The sequence below is a fragment of the Flavobacterium sp. WG21 genome (assembly GCF_000335775.1).
Lineage (GTDB): Bacteria > Bacteroidota > Bacteroidia > Flavobacteriales > Flavobacteriaceae > Flavobacterium > Flavobacterium tructae.
In genome coordinates this window covers 89791-112722 of sequence record NZ_AMYW01000013.1, presented here as the reverse complement: position 1 = coordinate 112722, position 22932 = coordinate 89791, and the positions used below count along the sequence as shown (strand labels likewise).

Annotated in this window: 17 protein-coding genes; 15 read left to right on the top strand and 2 right to left on the bottom strand. The window is 37.1% G+C overall.

The features are described 5' to 3' along the window. Window positions 1-624: 624 nt before the first annotated feature. Window positions 625-1629 carry an LLM class flavin-dependent oxidoreductase gene (locus C245_RS0111600; protein ID WP_017496763.1) on the bottom strand — a complete coding sequence of 335 codons (1005 nt, stop codon included), beginning with the start codon at window positions 1627-1629 and terminating at the stop codon, window positions 625-627. Between the two features lie 439 nt (window positions 1630-2068). Here C245_RS0111600 and C245_RS0111590 point away from each other — a divergent pair, with 439 nt between their 5' ends. From C245_RS0111590 to C245_RS0111550, 10 genes are all read left to right on the top strand, one after another. Beyond that, a complete protein-coding gene (locus tag C245_RS0111590; protein ID WP_017496761.1) occupies window positions 2069-3412 on the top strand; it encodes a sigma-54 dependent transcriptional regulator in 1344 nt (447 codons plus the stop codon). A gap of 278 nt (window positions 3413-3690) precedes the next feature. After that, on the top strand, window positions 3691-3972 hold the full coding sequence (locus tag C245_RS0111585; RefSeq protein WP_017496760.1) for a hypothetical protein: 282 nt from the start codon (window positions 3691-3693) through the stop codon (window positions 3970-3972). Window positions 3973-4159: 187 nt separating this feature from the next. After that, window positions 4160-4237 (top strand): K(+)-transporting ATPase subunit F, encoded by a 78-nt coding sequence (kdpF, locus tag C245_RS24020; protein WP_072975519.1) that lies wholly within the window; start codon window positions 4160-4162, stop codon window positions 4235-4237. Window positions 4238-4367: 130 nt separating this feature from the next. After that, window positions 4368-6086 (top strand): potassium-transporting ATPase subunit KdpA, encoded by a 1719-nt coding sequence (gene kdpA / locus C245_RS0111580; RefSeq protein ID WP_017496759.1) that lies wholly within the window; start codon window positions 4368-4370, stop codon window positions 6084-6086. Window positions 6087-6192: 106 nt separating this feature from the next. Next, window positions 6193-8226: a potassium-transporting ATPase subunit KdpB gene (gene kdpB, locus C245_RS0111575; protein ID WP_026110021.1), complete on the top strand. Its 2034-nt coding sequence runs from the start codon at window positions 6193-6195 to the stop codon at window positions 8224-8226. A 95-nt stretch (window positions 8227-8321) separates the two neighbouring features. Next, on the top strand, window positions 8322-8873 hold the full coding sequence (locus C245_RS0111570; protein WP_017496757.1) for a K(+)-transporting ATPase subunit C: 552 nt from the start codon (window positions 8322-8324) through the stop codon (window positions 8871-8873). A gap of 226 nt (window positions 8874-9099) precedes the next feature. After that, a complete protein-coding gene (locus tag C245_RS0111565; protein ID WP_017496756.1) occupies window positions 9100-10176 on the top strand; it encodes a porin in 1077 nt (358 codons plus the stop codon). Between the two features lie 78 nt (window positions 10177-10254). Next, on the top strand, window positions 10255-11376 hold the full coding sequence (locus tag C245_RS0111560; RefSeq protein WP_026110020.1) for a histidine kinase: 1122 nt from the start codon (window positions 10255-10257) through the stop codon (window positions 11374-11376). 89 nt (window positions 11377-11465) lie between these two features. Next, window positions 11466-13187 (top strand): ATP-binding protein, encoded by a 1722-nt coding sequence (locus C245_RS0111555; protein WP_017496754.1) that lies wholly within the window; start codon window positions 11466-11468, stop codon window positions 13185-13187. 383 nt (window positions 13188-13570) lie between these two features. Continuing rightward, window positions 13571-14332 carry a phosphatase PAP2 family protein gene (locus C245_RS0111550; protein WP_017496753.1) on the top strand — a complete coding sequence of 254 codons (762 nt, stop codon included), beginning with the start codon at window positions 13571-13573 and terminating at the stop codon, window positions 14330-14332. Between the two features lie 353 nt (window positions 14333-14685). Here C245_RS0111550 and C245_RS0111545 read toward each other — a convergent pair whose 3' ends face one another. Continuing rightward, a complete protein-coding gene (locus tag C245_RS0111545) occupies window positions 14686-15459 on the bottom strand; it encodes a LexA family transcriptional regulator (protein WP_026110019.1) in 774 nt (257 codons plus the stop codon). An 85-nt stretch (window positions 15460-15544) separates the two neighbouring features. Here C245_RS0111545 and dinB point away from each other — a divergent pair, with 85 nt between their 5' ends. From dinB to C245_RS0111520, 5 genes are all read left to right on the top strand, one after another. Further along, the gene (gene dinB / locus C245_RS0111540; RefSeq protein ID WP_026110018.1) at window positions 15545-16726 is read left to right on the top strand and encodes a DNA polymerase IV; all 1182 of its coding nucleotides are present in this window, start codon (window positions 15545-15547) and stop codon (window positions 16724-16726) included. Continuing rightward, window positions 16726-19779: a DNA polymerase III subunit alpha gene (locus C245_RS0111535; protein WP_017496750.1), complete on the top strand. Its 3054-nt coding sequence runs from the start codon at window positions 16726-16728 to the stop codon at window positions 19777-19779. Before dinB ends, C245_RS0111535 begins: the two co-directional genes overlap by 1 nt. A 107-nt stretch (window positions 19780-19886) precedes the next feature. Next, window positions 19887-21275 (top strand): exonuclease domain-containing protein, encoded by a 1389-nt coding sequence (locus tag C245_RS0111530; protein WP_017496749.1) that lies wholly within the window; start codon window positions 19887-19889, stop codon window positions 21273-21275. Between the two features lie 48 nt (window positions 21276-21323). Further along, entirely contained in the window at window positions 21324-21950 is a 627-nt protein-coding gene (locus tag C245_RS0111525) for an alpha-ketoglutarate-dependent dioxygenase AlkB (protein WP_017496748.1), read from the top strand. Window positions 21951-22124: 174 nt separating this feature from the next. After that, window positions 22125-22586 carry a DUF1810 domain-containing protein gene (locus tag C245_RS0111520; protein ID WP_017496747.1) on the top strand — a complete coding sequence of 154 codons (462 nt, stop codon included), beginning with the start codon at window positions 22125-22127 and terminating at the stop codon, window positions 22584-22586. Window positions 22587-22932: the final 346 nt, after the last annotated feature.

Here is a 22932-nt window from a genome sequence, read left to right as displayed (position 1 = left end):
CAGTGAACGTTTATCGCTGTTGCGGGTGCAAAAGTAGTCACTTTATCCGCTTTTACAAGCTTTTTTTAAACTTATTTTTAATCTTTTTCAAAACTTTATCTTAACACCCTGATAACTCTTCTTTTACGTTTTGTTCTGTTTTTAGTTTTGAAAGATTTTTCTTCGTTCAAATAAAACTCTTAGATACAAAGCCCCATTTTTACTGGCTTCTTTTAATCTCGCAAAGACGCAAAGGCGCGAAGTTTTTGTTTTTCTTGTCTTATTTCTTTTGAAAACCCATACCCTAGCCCCGATAGTAGTGGAAATCCTTTTGCTTTTTTCTTTAAAAAGCAAAAGATTGCAGCGGATAGCGGGATAAAGCTTCGACTTCGCTCAGCTGGACAGAAACTAATCTTAATATTCAGCTGGACAGAATCACTCCTTATATATAGTATAGAACCTCAAATACCAAGCTTCGACTTCGCTCAGATGGACAGAAACTACTTTTCTTGCATTTTCGCTCAGCTGGACAGAAGCACTCCTTATATGTAGGTAGTAAAAAAAACAAACCCGACAGGTTTTGAAAACCTGTCGGGTTGTAAATATATAAGTACAATAAAAAAATCTACTATTATATATATGTAGTTATTTATTTAGGCTATCGATTACTTCTTTTGTAATTTGAATACTTTTAAGCTTAGCCTGACGATCGAATATTGGACTGGTTACCATTAACTCGTCGATCTGTGCATAATTGATAAACTTTTTAAGATCTGCCTCCAGCTGTATTTTATCTCCGGTAAAAGTACAGGCTGTCATTTGATTCACATGGAAGCGTTCTTCTTCACTCATAATATCATCAAGGGAATCTACAGGTGGTTGTAATCCTTTGCGGTCGTTTCGGATTAAATTTAAAAACATCTGATAGAGACTTGTAGACAATCTTTCCGCTTCTTCGTTGGTATCTGCGGCAACTATATTGACACACGCCATGGTTTTAGGCTTATCCAATGTATCTGATGCCTGAAAATTTTCACGATAGAATTCAAACGCCTGTATCATTTGTCGCGGTGCAAAATGTCCTGCAAATGCATAAGGCAATCCATAAGCAGCAGCAAGGGCAGCACTATCCATACTTGAACCTAAAATCCAGATAGGAACATTTGTTCCTTCGGCCGGGAATGCTCGTACTTTTGCTGTTGCATTTTCTTCCGAGAAGTAATCCTGAAGTTTGGTTACGTTTTGCGGAAACCGCTGTGCCTGTTCAAAGAAATCTTTTCGAATAGCTTCAGCCGTTGGTTGATCTGTACCGGGCGCTCTTCCTAAACCTAAATCGATTCTGCCCGGATAAAGTATTTCCAAGGTTCCGAATTGCTCTGCTACTATTAAAGGAGAATGATTGGGCAGCATGATTCCGCCGGAACCTACGCGAATATTTTGAGTCTGACTGGCAATATAACCAATTAACACCACCGTAGCCGAACTGGCAACATGTGCCATATTGTGATGTTCTGCAAGCCAAAATCGCTTGTATCCTAAATTATCTGCTAGTTGCGCTATTTCTTTTGTTTTTTGAAATGTTTCTTTGGCATTGCTATCCTGAGTGATGATAGCGAGCTCTAATAATGAGACTGAAATTGGGTTTTTCATATAAAAAAATGCTAGAATACAAAACTACTTCATTTACATGGATACCTTTTGCTTTCTGTTGTTAATAGATTTATAATATTTCTTTCGTAAGAACAGAACACTATAATAAATACAATTTTCAATAATCTCTTAGCATAATTGCTTTTAACTAATAGAGACATCGATTCTATATCTATAAAAATATTTCACTTCATTCAGGAACATCACAAAAAATTTATATTTCGCTCCTCTGGAGCTTTTTTGATACCTGAAAATTACATTTCCCAGAAACATTTTACTCCGCTGGAGCAATTTCAGAAAAAACAGGAAGCTTTACTTTTTAAACCTGAATTCATCCCTCCTTTTTTTCTTCAAATTTATCCCACAATACGTAAGTCAAAAGATTTAAAGAGTAAATTTGTATCTCGAAATTAACTCCCCGCTTTAACAATATCCCCAAATGACACATAAAATTTTAATTATAGACGACGAAGAAAAACTAAGAAGTCTGCTCGCACGCATTATTAAATCGGAAGGATTTGAAGTTATTGAGGCCAAAGATTTGAAATCGGGTTTTAAAAAACTCGAACAAACTGATATTGATGTCGTTTTATGTGATGTAAAATTGCCTGACGGAAATGGCGTTGACTTTTTGCAGAATATAAAAACCAGCTTCCCTTTAATTGAAGTGATTTTACTTACCGCTTTCGGGAATATTCCGGATGGCGTTCAGGCTATGAAAAATGGTGCTTTCGACTATATTGTAAAGGGTGACGATAATGATAAAATTATTCCACTACTCTATAAAGCTGTCGAAAAAGTGCATTTGCAAAAAAAGGTAAAACAGCTTGAAAAACGCATCGGGGATAAATACTCTTTCAGTACCATCATCGGAAAATCAAAAGGGATTGAACAGGTGATCGATTTAGCCAAAAAAGTAGCTAAAACGGACTCGACTGTTTTACTAACCGGAGAAACCGGCACCGGAAAAGAGGTTTTTGCACAAGCTATTCACGAAAACAGTAATCGTACAGGTAAATCTTTTGTCGCTTTAAACTGCAGTACTTTCAGCAAAGAAATTCTCGAAAGTGAGCTCTTCGGACATAAACAAGGTGCTTTTACGGGAGCTTTAAAAGATAAAAAAGGTTTTATTGAAGAGGCCAATGGCGGTACCTTATTTCTGGATGAGATTGGGGAAATGCCTATTGAACTGCAGGCCAAATTATTGCGTGTTTTAGAAACCAGCGAGTACATTCCGCTTGGAGATACCACTCCAAAGAAATCAAATTTCAGACTGATTGCCGCAACAAACAGAGATTTAAAAGCAGAAAGCGAAGAACATCGTTTTCGTTCGGATTTGTATTTCCGTCTAAACATTTTTGAGATTACACTTCCGCCTTTACGTGAAAGAATAAAAGATATTGCGCTTTTAACACATACTTTTGTCAAACAATTCTCTGAGAAAACGAATAAAAAGACATTACAAATAAGTGATGATTTTATCCAAAAATTAGAACATTATTCCTGGCCGGGAAATATTCGTGAACTTAAGAACATTATCGAAAGGTCGGTTATTTTAAGCAGTGACGATACGCTGACCTCAGCTGTTTTACCATACGAAATGCAACAGGAAACAGAGAAAAACACTAAGCAAATGTCGGCCTTTTCGATGCAGAGTATTGAAAAACTACACATTCAGAAGGTATTAAATTATACCAAAGGAAATAAAGCCGAAACCGCCCGTTTACTCGAAATTGGCATTGCAACTTTGTACCGAAAATTAGACGAGTATGGGATCCAGTAGTAATGTGATAATGTGAAATGCGATTTGTGAAATTCTGACCTTTTACTCTTTAAATATCCTATTTTACCTTTTACACCTCACTTTTTACTTTTCACGCTTCACAAGCAACTTAAAATTTCCTTATCATTTCAATAAAAGCTTATCATTTTGATAGGCTTTTTTTATGCCTCATTTTTGGCACAAACCCGTAATTCGTTTATCAGCAACGCCTTACCTATTCCTTTACAATTTAGGTCTGACTTTTGGCATAAGAGGGAAGAACACAAAAATTCATTCTGATGAAAAATCAAGTCACTTCAATCTACAAACAAGCAGAACGCTTTGCTGAGATAACTAAAAAATCAATTATATCCGGCAATATTGTTCGGGCAAAAAAATGTCTGGCTCTTGCTGAACGCCTATTCATCAACGGAAGTATAGAAACTAAGAACGCTATTTCAAATGTATATGTTTTCTCTGTTTCTTCTTTTATGGAAATGCGTCACTGCAATATCTCACATCTTTTTCCACAAACGCTTAGAGCAGAATATATCAGACAAATTAATACTTCAGGAGTCTGATTTCGGCAAAATGCAAAAAATAAGATGTGAACTGTAAAATGAAATCATACTTGCAACTAACATCTCACAAATAACAAATCTAATAATCCAATAATCTATGTTAATCACCTTTCTTTTACTTGCACTGGGAGCCCTGCTCTTTGGCATCTGTTTCAAATCTGTTGAATTTTTTGAAAAAATCTAAATCATGACAGCACTATTTATTATTTCGATCGCCGTTTTTGGCTATTTGGTTTACGTATTAATCAAACCCGAAAAATTCTAAAAAAATGAAAAAGTCACAATCCAAAAAAATATTTCTGGTATCTGTTTACATGGCTTGGACATTAGCCTTTATCATACTTATCATGTATTTGTAAAAGCTTAAACTTTATTTAATTTCTAACAAACAAAATATGAATACAGAGTTACTAGGTGTCATTGGTATTTTTATCATCACGATAGTTTTAGCCATTCCAATAGGAAAATATATTGCTAAAGTTTATTTAGGTGACAAAACACTTTTTGACCCAATTTTCAATCCAATTGAAAAAATTATCTTTAAAATCAGTGGTATCAATTCCACTGAAGAAATGAACTGGAAACAACACTTAAAAGCTCTTTTAGGTATTAACATGATTTGGTTCTTTCTTTGCTTCTTTATTTTATTGTTCCAGGGATCATTGTTTTTAAATCCCGATAACAACCCGTCTATGAGTCCGGATCTGGCTTTTAATACTGCCATTTCATTTGTTGTCAATTGTAATTTACAGCATTATTCAGGAGAGAGCGGTGTTTCTTATCTGTCACAAATGTTCCTAATGTTTCTTCAATTTGTCTCTGCGGGTGTAGGACTGGCCGCAGCTGCAATGGTTTTCACTGCAATGAAGGAAAGAACAACTGAAAAACTGGGTAACTTTTACAATTATTTCATCAAAAGCTGTACACGTATTTTATTACCTCTTTCGGCTATTGTAGCAGTTGCTCTATTGTTTAGCGGAACTCCTATGACGTTTGAAGGAAAAGATGCTATTACAACTTTACAAGGTGATAAGGTAGAAGTTTCCCGCGGACCTGCTGCTGCCTTTATTGCTATTAAACATATTGGTACAAACGGTGGTGGTTTTTTTGGAGCCAATTCATCACATCCGCTGGAAAACCCAACCTATTTTAGTAATGCGGTTGAATTATGGGCACAATTGATTGTTCCGTTTGCCATGATTTTCGCTTTAGGTTTTTATCTGAAAAAAAGAAAATTATCTTATGTTATTTTTGGCGTTATGACGGTTGGATTCCTCTTGCTTGTTATCCCCACGGTAATAAGCGAGATGAACGGAAATCCAGCTATTGAGAAAATGGGAATTGCTCAGACAACCGGAGCAATGGAAGGAAAAGAGGTTCGTTTAGGACCTGCCATTTCAGGCTTCTGGAGTATTGCTACAACGGTAATTTCTACAGGTTCTGTAAATAGCATGCACGACAGTTCAATGCCGGTTTCAGGAGCTATGGAATTGCTTGCCATGATGGTAAATGCCTTCTACGGTGGTTGTGGTGTTGGTATTCTGAACTTCTATATCTTCATTATTCTTGCTGTATTTATTTCAGGATTGATGGTAGGACGAACACCTGAATTTTTAGGAAAGAAAATCGAAGCCCGTGAAGTTAAGATTGCCGCTTTTATTGCTATCCTTCACCCACTATTGATCTTATCCGGAACTGCTTTAGCTTCTTATTTTGCGGCAAACGATACGGCAATGGGATGGTGGTTTAGCGGAAACGCAACAGGCTGGCTTAACAATCCCGGAAATCACGGATTCTCAGAAATGTTATACGAGTATACTTCAAGTGCAGCCAACAATGGCTCAGGCTTTGAAGGTTTAGGAGATAATAATCCGTTTTGGAATATCACTACAGGAATTGTTTTATTGTTAAGCCGTTTTATTCCAATCGTTGGACCATTGGCTATCGCAGGTTTACTGGCAGGTAAAAAATACATCCCGGAAAGTGCAGGAACTTTAAAAACGGATACTACAATTTTTGGAATAATGGTTTTTGCCGTAATCGCAATTATCGCTGCTTTATCATTCTTCCCGGCGTTGGCTCTAGGTCCATTAGCAGAATACTTTACAATGTAAAAAATGTGAAATATGAGGTGTAAAATGAAATCGTATTCACAATTAACATTTTACATCTTACATCTCACAAATAACATTTCACAAATAACATTTTACACAAAGAAAAATGACTCATAATAAATCCACATCATTGTTTGAAAGCAAACAGGTAAAAGAAGCCTTGGTGCAGTCTTTTGTAAAGCTTAATCCAAAATTGATGATCAAAAATCCGGTAATGTTTACCGTAGAAATAGGAACTGCCATTATGTTTGCTGTTTGTGTTTCCATTTTAATGGGAGCTGCAGATCAGGGTAGTTTCATTTACAACTTAATTGTATTTTTAATTTTACTGGCCACTTTATTGTTTGCCAATTTTGCTGAAGCTATTGCTGAAGCCAGAGGAAAAGCACAAGCCGACAGTTTAAGAAAAACACGTGAAGAAACTCCGGCCCGACAAATTTTACCTAATGGAGAAATCAAAAACATCAGTTCTTCTGAATTGAAAAAAGGAGACATCTTCATTTGCGAAGCGGGTGATTTAATTGCCACTGACGGTGAAATTATCGAAGGATTGGCTACTATAGACGAAAGTGCCATTACAGGAGAAAGTGCCCCTGTAATTAGAGAAGCCGGTGGTGATAAATCCTCTGTAACCGGTGGAACAAAAGTATTATCAGACAAAATAAAAGTAATTGTAACGTCTGAACCCGGCGAAAGCTTTTTGGACAAAATGATTGCTCTGGTAGAAGGTGCAAGCCGTCAGAAAACACCAAATGAAATTGCTTTGACGATTTTACTGGCTGCCTTTACTTTGATCTTCGTAATTGTTTGTGTGACTTTAAAACCATTCGCAGATTATGCAAATGCACCTATCACAATTGCTGCTTTCATCTCTTTATTTGTCTGTTTAATTCCAACTACAATTGGTGGTTTGCTTTCAGCTATTGGTATCGCGGGTATGGACAGAGCGTTGCGTGCTAACGTTATTACAAAATCAGGAAAAGCAGTTGAAACTGCCGGAGATATTGACGTTTTACTTTTGGATAAAACCGGAACCATCACCATAGGAAACAGAAAAGCAACGAATTTTTATCCTGCGAAAGGTGTTTCAGAAGAAGATTTTATAAAATCTGCCGTGCTAAGTTCATTGGCAGATGACACTCCGGAAGGAAAAAGTATCGTGGAATTGGCTGGAGCCGAACTTGCCAATAAATTATCTATTGAAGGTGCTACTTTAATTAAGTTTACCGCAGAAACCAGAACTTCCGGAGTTGTTTTAAAAGACGGTACCAATATTAGAAAAGGAGCTCAGGATGCTGCAAAAAACATTGCACTTCAGGCCGGAAACTCTTTCCCGGAAGATATTGCTCAAAAAGTAATTGATATTTCTTCTAAAGGAGGAACACCACTGGTAGTTATTAAAGACAATCAGGTTCAAGGGGTTATCGAATTACAGGATATTATTAAAACGGGAATGAAAGAACGTTTTGACCGTTTGAGAAAAATGGGAGTTAAAACGGTAATGGTAACCGGAGATAATCCGCTTACTGCGAAGTTTATTGCCGAGGCTGCCGGTGTTGATGATTTTATCGCCGAAGCAAAACCTGAGGATAAAATGAACTACATTAAAAACGAACAAAATCTGGGTAAACTGGTAGCCATGATGGGTGACGGAACCAACGATGCTCCTGCTCTTGCACAAGCTAACGTGGGTGTTGCCATGAACAGCGGAACACAGGCCGCTAAAGAAGCCGGAAACATGGTGGATCTTGACAATGATCCAACGAAATTAATCGAGATCATCGAAATTGGAAAACAGCTATTAATGACTCGAGGAACTTTAACCACTTTCTCCATTGCCAATGACGTAGCGAAATATTTTGCTATTGTTCCTGCTCTTTTCATCACGGCAATCCCGGCATTGGAAGGTTTAAATATCATGCGTCTGCACAGTCCGGAAAGTGCTATTTTATCGGCCGTAATTTTTAATGCTATCATTATTCCAATATTGATTCCATTAGCCTTAAGAGGTGTTGATTATAAACCAATCGGAGCAAGTGCGATCTTAAAAAGAAACTTATTGATCTATGGTTTAGGCGGTTTGCTTGTGCCTTTTATCGGAATTAAGTTAATTGATATAGTTGTTGCTCTATTTATGTAAACATGAAGTTACTAAGAAACTAAGCTGCTAAGATTCTGAGTTTTTTCCTTAGCATCTTAGAGACTTAGCGTCTCAGAAACTTAAAAAATAAAAAAATGAAAAATATACTTTCACTATTAAAACTTACACTGATCACCGTAATTCTATTTGCCGTTATTTATCCTCTGGCAATCTACGGAATCGCTCAATTTGCTCCAAATCAAGGAAAAGGAGAAACCATTTCGGTTAACGGAAAAGTGGTAGGGTACCAAAAAATTGGTCAGAAATTCGATAAATCCAATTATTTCTGGGGAAGACCTTCGGCTGTAGATTATAATGCCGCCGGAAGTGCCGGAAGCAATAAAGGACCAAGCAATGCGGAATATCTTGCTTTGGTTCAAAAAAGAGTGGATACATTTTTAATCGTTCATCCATATTTGAAAAAATCTGAGATTCCTGCAGATATGGTTACAGCTTCAGGAAGCGGTTTAGATCCGAATGTTTCACCACAAGGTGCTTTGATTCAGGTAAAACGTATTGCCAAAGAAAGAAAATTAGACGAAGCTAAAGTGAAAGCTTTGGTAGCATCTAAAATCAATACCGCTGTTGTAGGACCATCAACGGTTAATGTTCTGGAACTTAACATTGCTCTTGATCAATTGAAATAAAGGTACTGAGATACTAAGGTTCTAAGGTTTTTCTTCGAACAGTTTTTGGAAACCTGTTAGGATATAAAATCGATTATAATACCCCCCCTTTTTGCCCCAAATACCCTAGCCCCGATAGAAACGGAAATCCTTTTGTGTCCGCGGCGGCGGACACAAAAGATTGCAGTGGATAGCGGGATTAGCTCCTAAAAAAAATCTACTAAATAAATAATTGAATACCACAGAAATGAAAAAAACAATACTTACTGCTTTAATCGCTTTTGGTTTTAGCAATTTACACGCTCAGGAAGAATCTAAAAGTCCGTTTACATTTTCAGGATATGTAGACGTTTATTACAGCTATGATTTCGCAAAACCGGATAATCATACTCGTCCGGGATTTATTTACAACTACAATAGAAGTAATGAAATGAATATCAATTTAGGATTAGCAAAAGTGAACTACAGCAAAGGCAATGTTCGTGGGAATTTTGCCCTGATGGCCGGGACTTACGCCGAGTACAACCTGGCTGCCGAACAGGGTTTGTTAAAAAATGTATATGAAGCAAATGTGGGGGTGAAGATTTCCTCTTCTCATAACTTATGGGTCGATGCGGGAATCATGCCTTCGCATCTTGGTTTTGAAAGTGCTATCGGAAAAGATTGTCAAAATCTAACCAGAAGTATTCTGGCTGAAAACTCTCCTTATTATGAAACTGGAGTTAAAATTGGCTACACTTCGGAGTCCGGAGAATGGTATTTAGCCGGTATGTATTTAAACGGCTGGCAGCGTATCCAAAAAGTAGAAGGCAATCAAACTCCGGCTTTTGGAACTCAGGTTACCTACAAACCAACAGACAAAGTGGTTTTAAACTGGAGCACTTATGTTGGAAATGAACAACCGGATATCGACAAAAAATGGCGTTACTTTAATAATTTCTACGGACAATTTAAAGTAACGGATAAAACAAATATTACAGCTGGTTTTGATATTGGAACACAACAGTCGGCTAAAAACAGTAACAAATACGACACCTGGTTTTCTCCGATTTTGATTGTCCAATACAAACCTACTGATAAAATTCAGCTGGCAGCCCGTGGCGAATATTACAGTGATGAAAAAGGAGTAATTATTGCCACAGAAACTCCAAATGGTTTTAAAACTTACGGATTTTCAGCTAACTTTGATTACTTAGTGACTGATAATGTAATGTTTAGATTAGAAGCAAGAAATCTTTCCAGTAAAGATGAAATATTTACAAAAAACAATCTCCCAACGAATACGAACGCGTTTGTAACGACTTCGCTGGCGATTTCTTTTTAGCTTTAGGCTATAGGCTTTAAGCAGTAAGCTTTCGTGCTACTGCTTATTGCCTACTGCTTATTGCTTAAAGCAAAAAATATGGAAAAAGAAAATAATGCACAGCACTTTCTCGATTTAATTCAGAAATCACGAAAGGGAAAATTCAAAATCTACATCGGAATGAGTGCCGGTGTGGGTAAAACCTATCGGATGCTGCAGGAAGCACATTCACTCTTAAGAAATGGAATTGATGTAAAAATTGGTTACATCGAAACGCATATGCGAAAAGAAACGCATGAGCTTTTATCTGGTTTGCCTGTGATTCCACGGCGAACCATTTTCTATAAAGGGAAAGAGCTGGAAGAACTGGATGTACAGGCGATTATCAACCTTAGACCCGAAGTTGTAATTGTCGATGAACTCGCACACACCAACGTTGAAGGAAGCAAAAATGAAAAACGCTGGCAGGATGTTTTGGAAATTCTGGAAGCCGGAATCAATGTGATATCGGCAGTAAATATTCAACATATTGAAAGTTTAAATGAAGACGTTAAACGCATCACAAGCATTGATGTTCAGGAACGTATTCCAGACAATGTTTTACGATTGGCCGACGAAGTTGTAAACATCGATTTAACCTCTGAAGATTTGATTGCCCGTCTGAAAGAAGGAAAAATTTATACGGCAGATAAAATTCAGACCGCTTTGGCTAATTTTTTCAAATCGGAACAAATTTTACAACTGCGCGAATTGGCTTTGAAAGAAGTAGCCAGTCAGGTAGTGCGAAAAGTAGAGAACGAAGTACCTCAACTGCATGCTTTAAGGCATGAAAAATTACTGGCCTGTATTAGCAGCAACGATAAAACAGCCAAAATTGTAATCAGAAAAGCGGCACGTCTGGCTAGTTATTACAACGGATCCTGGTATGTTTTGTATGTAGAAACTCCCAAAGAAAGCAGCACCAAAATTGCGTTAGACAAACAACGGCATTTGATTAATAATTTTAAACTGGCTGTTCAGCTGGGTGCCGAAGTTATTAAAACAGAGAACCAAAATATTGCCGACGCCATTTTAATGACTGTTGAAGAAAAACATATTACAACGGTTTGTATTGGAAAACCACATTTAAATTTATTTAAAGTAATTTTGTCTACAACCATTTTCAGACGTTTGTTAAATAGTCTGTCTTTATCAAATGTGGATCTTGTTATATTATCGTGAAATGTTTTATGTAAAATGTGAGATGTGAGATGTTTTTGTGAAATACATTTTACATTTCACAACTACCTTTTTACTAGAAAAAATAAAATATGAGAATTAAAACCAAATTGAATCTGGGAGTCGGATTGTTATTTTTAATGATTATTATACTCTCATTAGTGAGCGGATATGCTGTGTTTTTGATAAAAGCAGATACTGAAAATATTCTGAAAGCAAATTACAATACGCTGGAATATTCCAGAAATATGATTTTGTCACTAGATGAAATCAAAGTGAATAGTGATAGTACGATTCATACTTTTAAGGAATATCTGGAGAAACAAACCCGCAATGTTACAGAACCCGGAGAAAAAGAAGCCACTGCTAAACTGGAAAATGACTTTGCCCTTTTAGAAAAAAACGGTTCTAACGAAACGGTGAAGGCGCAAATCAGACAGGATATTTTTTCGATTATGAAACTCAATCTGGATGCCATCAAACAAAAAAGCGATATTGCCAAACATACCGCCGAAAATGCTAATTTATGGATTGCCATTGTGGGAACGCTCTGCTTTTTAATCGCCTTCAATTTACTGGTAAATCTGCCCAATAATATTGCCAATCCAATTAAAGAATTAACGCAGAGTATTAAAGAAATTGCCAATAAAAATTATTCCGAACGGGTGCATTTTACCAATCACAACGAATACGGTGATCTGGCAAAATCCTTTAATACCATGGCGCAAAAACTCCAGGAATACAACAATAGTAGTTTGTACAAATTATTCTTCGAGAAAAAACGACTGGAAACCCTCATCAATAACATGCACGATCCCATTATTGGCTTAGACCATGAAGGTGTTATTTTGTTTGTGAATGATGAAGCCCTGAAAATTATCGGAATGAAACTGGAATATGTTATCGGTCAATCCGCTTCTGCTTTGGCAGTTTCCAATGATTTGATTCGCTCTTTGATTCTGAAAGAAACGGCAAATGATTCTCAGAAAAAACAGCCGATGAAGATTTTTGCCCACGGAAAAGAAAGCTATTTTGATAAAGAAACGATCAATATTACCATAACTCCAACAGGCGAAGAAAAGGAAATTAATATTGGAGATGTTATCATCCTTCGAAATATTACCTTATTTAAAGAACTCGATTTTGCAAAAACTAATTTTATTGCAACCGTTTCACACGAATTAAAAACACCGATTGCGTCTATAAAACTGAGCCTTCAATTGCTTCAGAATAATAAAACGGGCGAGATGAACGACGATCAGAAACAACTCGTTGAAAGCATTAAAGAAGACAGTCAGCGTTTATTGAAAATCACGGGTGAATTGCTTAATTTATCTCAATTAGAAACCGGGAATATCCAGTTAAACATCGAAAAAAGCAATCCATACGCCATTGTAAATTATGCAACCGAAGCGGTAAAAATTCAGGCAGAGCAAAAGCAAATTAAACTCATCGTTGAGACCAATGAACATCTGCAAAATGTAAAAGCCGACAGTGAAAAAACAGGATGGGTTTTGATTAATTATTTGTCGAATGCAATCACCTACTCGTCTGAAAAAAGCACAATTATCATCCGCTTAAAAGAAGAAAACGATCAGATTACGTTTCAGGTTATTGATACCGGAAAAGGAATTGATGCACGCTACAAAGACAAAGTTTTTGATAAATATTTTCAGATTCCGGGAAGTCAGAAATCAGGAACCGGATTGGGGCTCGCCATCAGTAAAGAATTTATTGAAGCTCAAAACGGAACGATTGGTGTTGAGAGTAATTTAGGCCTGGGAAGTACGTTTTGGTTTTCACTCAAGGTTTAGATAAATTCAATTTTATAACGATCCATTACTTGTACTCATTTTGGAATGGCACGCGGATGACACAGATTTAAACCGATAAAAACGGATTTTTTTATTTATACGGTGAAAATAATCCATCTTATCTGCGTTATTAATCCGCCTAGTTAACAGCCAAATTCAATTTTACGACATTCGTCAGTCTGAGCGAAGTCGAAGACCTTTTCTACTACAAGGTCCTTCGACTTCGCTCAGGGTGACCATCCAAATCGGCATAATATTTAGTCAATCTTAATTCAATTATTTATTTTAAAGCCAGCAGGTTAATATTCGCTTAAGGTTCAGTTAAACCAAAAATACTTCGTGCATACATACGTTAATATTGCAACTTTTAACAATAACGAAAGATGTTTTACAAAACGATTTCTCTGGTATTTTTATTTGTTTTTTTGGGTGCTCAGGCACAGCAAAATGATTCGATTACGAAAGTTGACAGTACTTCACAACAATTAAAATTCAATTACAAGCAGCTCATCATTCCGGGCGTTTTAATTGGTTATGGAGTAATTGGACTTGAAAGCGACCAACTCTTAAGTTTTAATCATCAAATCAAAAATGAAGTTACTGAAGACATTGATAAAAAAATCACTATTGATGATTTCTCGCAATACGCGCCTGCAGCCTCAGTTTATGCCCTGAATGCTTTTGGTGTAAAGGGGAAAAATAATATGCGTGATCGCTCTGTCATTTTTGTAACTTCATACGTTATTATGGCTTCAACTGTCTTGGGTTTAAAATCGATTTCACATGTAGAAAGACCTGACGGAAGTTCAAAAAACTCTTTCCCTTCAGGACATACCGCAACTGCTTTTGCCGGAGCGGAATTTTTATGGCAGGAATACAAAGACAAATCAATTTGGTACGGAATTGCGGGTTATGCCGTAGCCACCGGAACGGGCCTTTTCAGAATATACAACAACCGTCATTGGTTAACGGATGTTGCTGCCGGAGCCGGAATTGGGATTTTGAGTACTAAAATTGCCTATTGGATTAATCCCTACATTACCAAAAAATTATTTAATTCCTCTTCCGAAAACAAATCCACTTCTATGGTAATGCCTTTTTATAATGGTAAACAATATGGATTGGGTTTTGTGAAGGTTTTTTAGTTTTTTTTATTGACTATAGTCTCCCTGAGCGGAGTCGAAGGGCTTCCTGGCACAAAAGGGTCTTCGACTCCGCTCAGACCGACAGACGGCTATCAATTATAAATCGGGTTTAGATCTTAAATAAAATTCGTGAATTACTTCATCCGTTCGCTATCGCTCGGGTCGTGGCGAAAAAAAATCCTTCTAATCTGTGTAATCTGTGGCTAAAAAAAATGCCTATTGATCATGGTCTCCCTGAGCGGAGTCGAAGGGCTTCCTGGCGCAAAAGGTCTTCGACTCCGCTCAGACCGACAAACGGCTATCAATTATAAATTGGGTTTAGATCAAAAATCGTTAATCTTCATTCTGAAATCTTATGTATTCGAAGTGTTATTCTTAATCTCCATCACCTCTCTTTTAACCTGAAGAAGCAGTTCTTTCATGCTTTCCGTTTCAGACAATTGCTGCTTTTTGTCCGAACGGCCAATGTTGCACTCATATTCCCAAATCTCCAAAATATCAGAAGCTTTCACTTCATAATTGGGGTAAAAACTATTATCTGATTCTAAAACCAGACTATTTTTTTTGTTTTTGTTCAAACGCTTGTACACCATTCCTTCATTTTTGGTAATCAGGATATACGTTTTACCGTCCATCACCTCTCCCAGCCTTTCCACATAACGACCAATAATAATCGATCCGTCTTCGTGTGGCGGCATCGAATCACCTTCTACCGGAAATCCGCGATGTTTCCCAGGACCTAAAAACGGAAGAGAAACCTGCTGTAGACTTTCAATATATTCCGGATCGGCATATCCATTCAGATAACCGGCTTTTGCTCTTTGAGATACAATTTCGATATAATTCTCTCCAAAATTATCAACCTGAATAGGCAGAATAAGCCGATTCCCTTCGAGTTTTATCAAATTTTCGATGTTTATTTTCCGAATATCGACTGACAATAATAAATCGATACTGGTATGAAAATACAAGGCGATTTTCTTTAAAATATCATACGGTGCTTCCGAAGTTCCGTCTTCGTATTTCACGTATCTTCCTCTTGTAATACTCAGGTTTTCAGCTAATTTCTCCTGCGATATTTTATGCTTAACCCTTAATGCTCTGATGTTGTCTGAAAATAAGGACATAATTAATTTGTTATAATTTGGAACAGCAAATATATGAAAAATGTTATTATCTGTACTAATTTTGTTTATTCCAAAAAACAAGAAAATGGCAAGGGCAATTGTACACATGGATCTGGATACTTTTTTTGTATCCTGTGAAAGGTTAACCAACTCACAATTACAAGGATTACCTCTAATTATTGGAGGTGGTGATCGTGGCGTTGTTGCCTCTTGTTCTTATGAAGCCCGTAAATTTGGAGTCCGTTCTGCTATGCCCATTCGTATGGCATTAAAACTCTGTCCTGATGCAAAAGTAATGAAAGGCGATATGGAGTTGTATTCGCAATTATCGCATGATGTTACACAAATTCTTCAGGAAAAAGCACCTGTTTTAGAAAAAGCAAGTATCGATGAATTTTATCTCGACATTACAGGAATGGATAAATTTCACGGCAGTTATAAATGGACTAATGAGCTAGCCCAATCTGTAATGAAAGAAACCGGACTGCCTATTAGTTTTTCATTATCGATTAATAAAACGGTTTCTAAAATTGCAACCGGAGAAGGCAAACCGGTAGGAAATCTTGAAATTCAGGAACAGCATGTACAGGACTTTTTAAATCCTTTATCGATTCAGAAAATTCCAATGGTCGGAGCAGTTACTTTTCAGCTTTTGTCCAGAATTGGCGTTCGCAAAATTCAGACGCTGGCCGAAATGCCTGCCGAGGTGCTACAGCAAATGATTGGTAAAAACGGTCTGGAGCTCTGGAAAAAAGCACACGGAATCGACCACACTCCTGTTGAACCTTATACGGAAAGAAAATCAATATCTACCGAAACCACTTTTTCTCAGGATACGATTGACATTGCAAAACTCAAAAGAATACTTTTAGGAATGGTCGAAAAACTGGCTTTCCAGCTTCGCGCCGAACAATGGCTGACCTCAACCATTACGGTCAAAATACGTTACGCCAATTTTGATACCGAGACCAAACAATCTAAAATTGCCTATACCTCAGCAGATCATATTCTGACCAAAAATGTAACAGAATTATTTGATAAAGTCTACCAACGCCGAATGCGGCTTCGCTTAATTGGTATTCGCTTTAGCGGACTCGTACGCGGAACTTATCAAATTGATCTTTTTGAAGATACTCAGGAAATGCTATCACTCTACGCCGCTATGGACCGAATAAAAAACCGTTATGGCTATGATGCTGTAATGCGTTGCGCAGGAGCCCATTTTAAACCCAATACTAAAGACGAAATTTTAAAACGTATCAAATAATGCATCTTAATTGTCATTCCTTCCATTCATTACGTTATGGCACAATTCCGCTTAAAGAATTGATTAGCCAGGCTGTTTCTTGTGGGATAAAAGCAATGGCACTTACAGATATTAATACCGTTACCGGAATTTATGATTTTATAAAAGCCTGTCAGGAAAAAGGAATTAAACCCTTAGTGGGAATGGAATTTCGATGCCGTCATCAATTCAGATATATTGGTCTGGCACAAAATACAGAAGGTTTGGGCGAAATGAACCGCTTCTTAACCCATCATAATTTCAGCGGAGAAGTTTTGCCTTCAATTGCACCTGAATTTAAATCAGTTTTCGTGATTTATACTTTAGAAAATGCTCCGGAAGTTCTTCGCGAAAATGAATTCATCGGTATTCGTCCTGAAGAAGTTTCCAGACTTCTTACATCCGAACACAAAAATAAAATGAATCAGATGGTTGTTTTTCAACCTGTTACTTTTAGAACTAAAACAGAACACAATCTGCATAAAATTCTACGGGCAATTGATACTAATGTTATTCTATCTAAACTAACTGAATCTGATTATTGTAAAGCTTCTGAAATTCTGCAATCCTTGGAATCTCTTTTGCCTTTTTATGAAAAATATCCTGAAATTATATCCAACACTCAGAAAATTATTGATTCCTGTAATTTTGAATATGATTTTGGAGTTCCGAAAAACAAAAAATTCTATACTAATAGCCGTCAGGAAGATTTAGAAAAACTGACTGATTTAGCTTGGAAAGGATTCAAAAACCGTTATGAAGACGAGAATCAGGAAGCCAAAAAACGCGTCGAAAAAGAGCTAAAAGTTATTGATGAATTAGAATTCAGCGGATATTTCTTAATCACCTGGGACATTATTCAGTACAGCAACAGTCAGGGTTTTATGCATATTGGCCGCGGAAGCGGTGCCAACAGCATTATTGCCTATTGTCTCGGAATCACCGATATCTGCCCTATTGAACTGGATTTATATTTTGAACGTTTTTTAAACCTCAACCGCAAAACTCCTCCCGATTTTGATATTGATTGGAGCTGGCAGGAACGCAATATAATTCTGGAATATATCTTCGGAAAATACGGCAAAGATCATGTGGCTTTTTGCGGTACCAATGTCGAATTTAAATACCGTTCTATTTATAGAGAAGTGGGAAAAGTATTTGGTCTTCCGAAAGAAGAACTGGATATGCTGGCTAAAAATCCCGAGGAGCTTCATGAAACCAATAAAATTGTAAAACAGGTTCAGTATTATGGTCAGATGCTCAGCAAATACCCCAATCAACGCAGTATGCACGCCTGTGGTATTTTGATTTCCGAAGAACCCATTACAAATTATACACCATTAGAAATGCCTCCAAAAGGCTTTCCTATCGTGCTTTTCGACATGCACATTGCCGAAGAGATCGGTTTTGAAAAATTCGATATTTTAAGTCAGCGTGGTATTGGTCATATTGATGACAGTGTAAAACTCATCGAGAAAAACAGAGGGATAAAAGTTGATATTCGCAATACTTCGATTTCTAAAGACGAAGCTTTATGCAACATTTATCTGGCTCAGGGTCGCACTATTGGCTGTTTTTATATCGAAAGCCCTGCCATGCGCGGTTTACTACGCCGACTGAATTGCGACAATTATAAAATTCTGGTAGCCGCTTCCTCTATCATTCGCCCTGGTGTAGCACAATCCGGAATGATGAAAGAATATATTTTTCGCCATAATAACCCCAATCAGTTTCAGTATTTCCATGACGTTTTTAAGGAACAGCTTGGTGAAACTTACGGCATTATGGTCTATCAGGAAGATGTGATCAAAATTGCACAACATTATGGAGGACTACCCGCTGCAGATGGCGATATCCTGCGTAGAGCGATGTCCGGAAAAGGAAGATCCCTTGAAGCCTTGCAAAAAGTAAAAGACAACTTTTTTGCCAGCTGTGCTCAAAAAGGACATCCCGAAATACTGAGTCAGGAGATCTACCGTCAGATTGAATCTTTTGCGGGATATTCTTTCTGCAAGGCACACTCGGCTTCTTATGCTGTAGAAAGTTATCAGAGCTTGTTCCTGAAAGTTTATTATCCTGTAGAATTTATGACGGCGGTAATCAACAATCAGGGCGGATTTTACCGAACCGAGGTTTATGTACACGAAGCGCGTATGTCAGGCGGAAGCATACACAACCCTTGTGTGAATAAAAGCGAATATCAGACTACTTTATACGGTACAGACATTTATCTGGGCTTTATGCATGTGCAGAGTCTGGAATCCAAAACAGCTCATTTGATCGAATCAGAGCGGGAGAAAAATGGTGCTTTTCTTTCATTGGAGGATTTTATCAACAGAATTCCTATCGGGATTGAAAACATGAAAATTCTAATTTTTATAGATGCTTTTCGATTTACAGGAAAAACCAAAAATCAGCTTTTAGTTGTTGCCAGTTTGCTTTTGAATAATTTCAAACCCGAAAACAGAAATCTGAGGCTGATACAGGAACCGGTAAAAGAATACAAACTCCCAACTTTAGAACGTTCTTTATATGAAGATGCCTTTGATGAGATTGAGCTCTTGAGTTTTCCTGTTTCCTGTACTGTTTTTGATCTTTTGCAAACCAAATATCGTGGTGATATTATGGCCCGGGATTTAACAGCCTGTCATAAAAAACAGGTTCGTATGCTTGCTTATCTGATTTCAAGAAAACAGGTTCCAACCAAAAAAGGAACCATGTATTTTGGCACCTGGATCGATCATGAAGGTACTTATTTTGACACCGCACATTTTCCGGACAGTCTCGCAAACTATCCTTTTCAGGGTGGTGGCTGCTATCTTTTGCTAGGAAATGTCGAAGTCGATTATCATTTTCCAACCATTACCATAACCAAAATGGCCAAAATGCCTTTTATTCCCGATCCTCGTTATATGGATGCTAAAGATCAGTTTAAAACACAGCGCCAGATTAAGGAAGATGTCAGTCCAACACATCGGGAGCCTTATCCGCAAAGACATGAAATTAATTTACCCCGACACCGAATGAAATTTTAGTTTTCAATCGCAGTCGACACCGTTTTCAGCCAAATAAACAGTCCTTAAAAAAGTGTACACTGAGACTGAAAACTAAAAAGAAATAAGTTAGACGTTATACAAATAAGATGAAAAAGCAGGAATATGCCATAGTCGATATTGAAACCACAGGTGGTAACGCCAGTGGCAGCTGCATTACAGAAATTGCCATTGTCATTCACGACGGCAAAAAAGTAATAGAACGCTTTGAGACACTCGTAAATCCGCAGAAGGAAATACCGCTTCCCATTTTTGCCTTAACGGGTATTAATAATGAAATGGTAGCCAATGCTCCTATTTTTGATGATATTGCCGAAAAAGTAATGGAATTGCTAAACGACCGGATCTTTGTTGCTCATAATGTCAATTTCGATTATTCGTTTGTTCGACACCAGCTTGAGGCATCCGGATTCAAATGGACAGCCAGAAAGTTATGTACCGTTCGCGCAGCCAGAAAAATCAGACCGGGTTTTGCCTCCTATAGTTTAGGAAAACTTTGCAATTCGCTCGACATTCCTTTAGAAAACAGGCATCGTGCCGGAGGCGATGCAGAAGCTACTGCTATATTGTTTTCGCGATTACTCGAATGGGACGACGAAGGTCATATCGAACAAATGATCAAAAACACGGCACAAGATCAGCGCTTACCTCCTAACCTTCCGCCGGAAGATTTTAATAATTTACCGGAAAAACCAGGTGTATATTATTTTTACAATGAGGTAAAAAAAGTAATCTACGTGGGAAAAGCGGTTAATATAAAAAAACGTGTTGCTTCTCATTTCAGCGGCCATAATATCAATCCGCAAAGACAACATTTCTTACGGGATATTTATTCCATTTCCTATGAAGTTTGTGGCAACGAGTTGATGGCACTTCTGTTGGAATGTACTGAAATCAAACATCTTTGGCCTACTTACAATAGAGCTTTAAAGCGATTTGAACCAAAATTTGGATTGTATCAATATGAAGCCCGCAATGGATATAAGTATCTGGCTATCGGGAAACTCAATAAATTTCAGTCGTGTATTGAGCACTTCAGTAGTTTACACGAAGCCACAAATATACTGCGGGGTTTAGCAGAACGATTTGAAATTGATTATAGATTTTGCAAATATTCAAAAGCTGAAGAAGGAGAGCTATTTCAAAATAATGATATCACAGATTTGCCGGATACCTTCCTCCACAATGAGCAAGTCGACAATGCTATTGATTTTTTACAAAATAACAGACCCACTTTTGCCATTATAGAAAAAGGAAGAACAGCGCACGAACGCAGTTGCATTTGGATAGAAAACGGTCATTTTTATGGTATGGGATATATTCCGTTAGATGTTGCGATTACGGATCCTTCAGAAGTAAAAAATTATGCAACGCCTTATAAAAGCAATCAATACATTGAACAGTTGATTTTTGCTTATGCAGAGAAGAATCCCCGAAAAGTTTTTTTCAACAAAAATTTGCTGATATCAAGAATATAAAACGAATCTAATTTTAAAAATAGAGCTATAAACTTAACGTATTGACTTATGACACTATTTAGCGATACCGAATTATTTGCCACAGGTTTGAAAGGAAAAAAGATATTTGATTTGCCTGATGCAGAACTTATTTTGATCGACAACTTTTTTACCAAAGAAGAATCCGATCGTTTTTATGAAAAAATACTTCATCAAACGAAATGGAGAGAATATGAAATGGAAATGTATGATAAAATTGTTACAGCTCCCCGAATGATTTCATGGTACGAAGATAAAGATAATGTTGGAGCAGATCCAAATGGTCCTGACTGGACTTATGAATTATTAACTATCAGAGGCCGTGTCGAAAGAGAAACCCAGCTTGAATTTAATAGCCTCCTGCTTAATTTATATCGAAATGGCAATGATGGTGTTTCCTGGCACAGTGACAAAGAACATAACTCCGGCCCAGACCCCATTATTGCTTCGGTCACTTTTGGAGAAACCCGAATGTTCCGATTGCGTCATAAATTCCGGAAAGAAATCCCACAGGTGGAGATTCCGCTTCATCATGGTTCCTTTCTGTTAATGTCAGGAACGACCAATAGTTTTTGGCAACATCAGGTTCCAAAAACGGCACGAGATGTTTTACCAAGAATCAACTTAACCTTTAGAAGAACGAACAGAAAAAGCTGATTTTCTAAAACTTGTACTGAAATATAATAACTGAAAAGGCGTTATTTCTATTCTAAAATAGTGTAGAAAATTCCTCCTCAAAAAGTTAAAATCCTCAGTGTATGAACCTTTTACTAGGAAAACCCTATCTTTTTTACTACTTTTGCAACCTTTTTTTACATATACATTACCACAATGGCTTATTCAAACAATGATTTAATGCGTTTTTTAGATGCACAAAACAAACTTTATCTTACTGCTCTTTCCGAAATCAAAAAAGGAAAAAAGGAGACACACTGGATGTGGTTCATTTTTCCTCAGATAAAAGGATTGGGTAAGAGCGATACAGCAAATTATTACGCCATTAACGATCTAAAAGAAGCAACCGAGTTTTTAGAACACCCTATTTTAGGGAAACATCTTATCGAAATTTCTGAACTGTTTTTAACTTTTAAAAGAAAATCAGCCGATGGAATTTTAGGAGATTTAGACGCCCGTAAATTACGTTCGTCTATGACGCTTTTCGCTTTGGTAGAAAATACAAATCCTGTGTTTCAGGAAATTTTGGATGCTTTCTTTTCAGGAGAAACAGATCCTCTTACTTTATCTATTATTAATTCAACGATAGAATCAACTGTTGAAGCCGAAATCGCTTAATTTACACAAGCCCGCTTCCAGGATTATTTACATTTAAAACACTACTTTTTGCTTTTGCGCATAAGTAGTGTTTTTTTTTACTCAGGACAGAGCATCAAAAAAGAACTCTCTCAAAGATTTCTGTTGCGCTCCGTTGGAGCTTTTGATCTTGCGAAATCACATGCTTTATAAATATTTTGCTCCCCTGGAACAATTTCAGAACACACCTATCTGTAGTCTCTTTTAAGAAAAATTTCATATAAAAAAGGAGCTTCGACTTCACTCAGCCAGACTGACCACATAAAAAAATCTCTTTTTTTTGCATGCAGATCTGGCAAATTTCCGGAGACACTAAATTTTATGGCTA